Origin of the sequence: Phocaeicola sp. RTP21198st1_B8_RTP21198_201120 (assembly GCF_040929485.1) — a bacterium.
GTDB lineage: Bacteria > Bacteroidota > Bacteroidia > Bacteroidales > Bacteroidaceae > Phocaeicola > Phocaeicola dorei.
Window position 1 is genome coordinate 1 of record NZ_JBCOCI010000275.1, and the last position, 1,671, is coordinate 1,671.

Annotated in this window: 2 protein-coding genes; one reads left to right on the top strand and one right to left on the bottom strand. The window is 44.9% G+C overall.

Annotation, left to right across the window (positions count from 1 at the left end):
• On the bottom strand, positions 1–294 hold a 294-nt coding region (locus AB5935_RS25360; protein WP_368327798.1), incomplete at its 3' end, for a tRNA-dihydrouridine synthase.
• 124 nt (positions 295–418) lie between these two features.
• On the opposite strand from AB5935_RS25360, the gene AB5935_RS25365 reads away from it, so the two are divergent.
• On the top strand, positions 419–1,671 hold a 1,253-nt coding region (locus tag AB5935_RS25365; RefSeq protein ID WP_368327799.1), incomplete at its 3' end, for a peptidase U32 family protein.

The window sequence follows — 1,671 nt, forward strand, 5'->3', positions numbered from 1 at the left end:
ATTGATATCCAGAATATCAGGTTGTGCCTGTTCCACAATCTTGGCAGCTTCCACCATCGTTTCCGTATCTTTCCCGTATATCTGGATGGCAACGGGACGTTCGGCATCACTGATACTTAGTTTCTGCGCAGTCTTGCTGACAGCGCGAATCAGCGCATCGCTCGACACAAATTCGGTGTATACCATATCTGCTCCGAACCTCTTGCACATCAGGCGGAAAGCCGGATCAGTCACATCCTCCATCGGAGCAAGTAAGATGGGATATTTACCCAAATCTATTTGGCCTATCTTCATATATGAATCTGATATTTACTGTTTATGATTGAAGTAACTTCTTGTTTTCGCTGCAAAAATACGGAAAAAAGCCTACCTTTGTACGCATTCATTTGCTTAACTGATACAAATAAGTATATATTCTATGAGTCTTAGTTTGAAAGATTTTGAAATAATGGCTCCTGTCGGTTCGCGCGAATCTCTTGCTGCGGCTATTCAGGCAGGTGCCGATTCTATCTATTTCGGTATAGAAAACCTGAACATGCGTGCCCGTTCGGCCAATACGTTTACGATTGATGATTTGCGGGAGATCGCCCGTACGTGTGATGAACACGGGATGAAAAGTTACTTGACGGTCAACACGATTATCTATGATAAAGATATTCCATTGATGCATACCATTGTCGATGCAGCCAAGGAAGCCGGAATCTCTGCGGTGATTGCAGCTGATGTGGCGGTGATGAACTATGCCCGTCAGATAGGGCAGGAGGTACACCTTTCCACTCAACTGAACATCTCCAATGCAGAGGCTTTAAAATTCTACGCACAATTTGCAGATGTGGTAGTATTGGCCCGTGAGTTGAATCTGGAGCAGGTAGCCGAAATCTATCGCCAGATTCAGGAAGAACATATTTGTGGTCCGAGTGGTGAACAGATTCGCATTGAGATGTTCTGTCACGGTGCGCTTTGTATGGCTGTATCGGGTAAATGTTACCTCTCTTTGCATGAGATGAACCATTCTGCCAACCGCGGCGCTTGTATGCAGGTGTGTCGCCGTTCCTATACAGTCCGTGACAAAGAGACGGATGTGGAACTGGATATTGATAACGAATATATCATGTCACCGAAAGATTTGAAGACCATCCACTTTATGAATAAGATGTTGGATGCCGGTGTGCGTGTATTCAAAATTGAAGGCCGTGCCCGTGGACCTGAATATGTACGTACAGTGGTAGAATGTTACAAAGAGGCTATCAAAGCTTATCTGGAAGGAACATTTACCGATGAAAAGATTGCAGCTTGGGACGAACGTCTGAAAACAGTATTCAACCGCGGCTTTTGGGATGGCTATTATTTGGGACAACGTTTAGGCGAATGGACCAGAAACTATGGCTCGGCAGCTACGGAACGTAAGATATATGTAGGTAAAGGTATCAAATACTTCTCTAACATTGGAGTTTCCGAATTTCTGGTAGAGGCTGCGGAAGTTAGCGTAGGCGATAAACTTCTCATTACCGGACCGACCACAGGTGCTCTATTCATGACTTTGGAAGAAGCCCGTGTTGACTTGGAATCCGTGCAGACTGTGAAGAAAGGCCAGCACTTCTCCATGAAATCAGATAAGATACGCCCCAGTGACAAGCTGTATAAACTGGTATCAACCGAAGAACTGAAGAA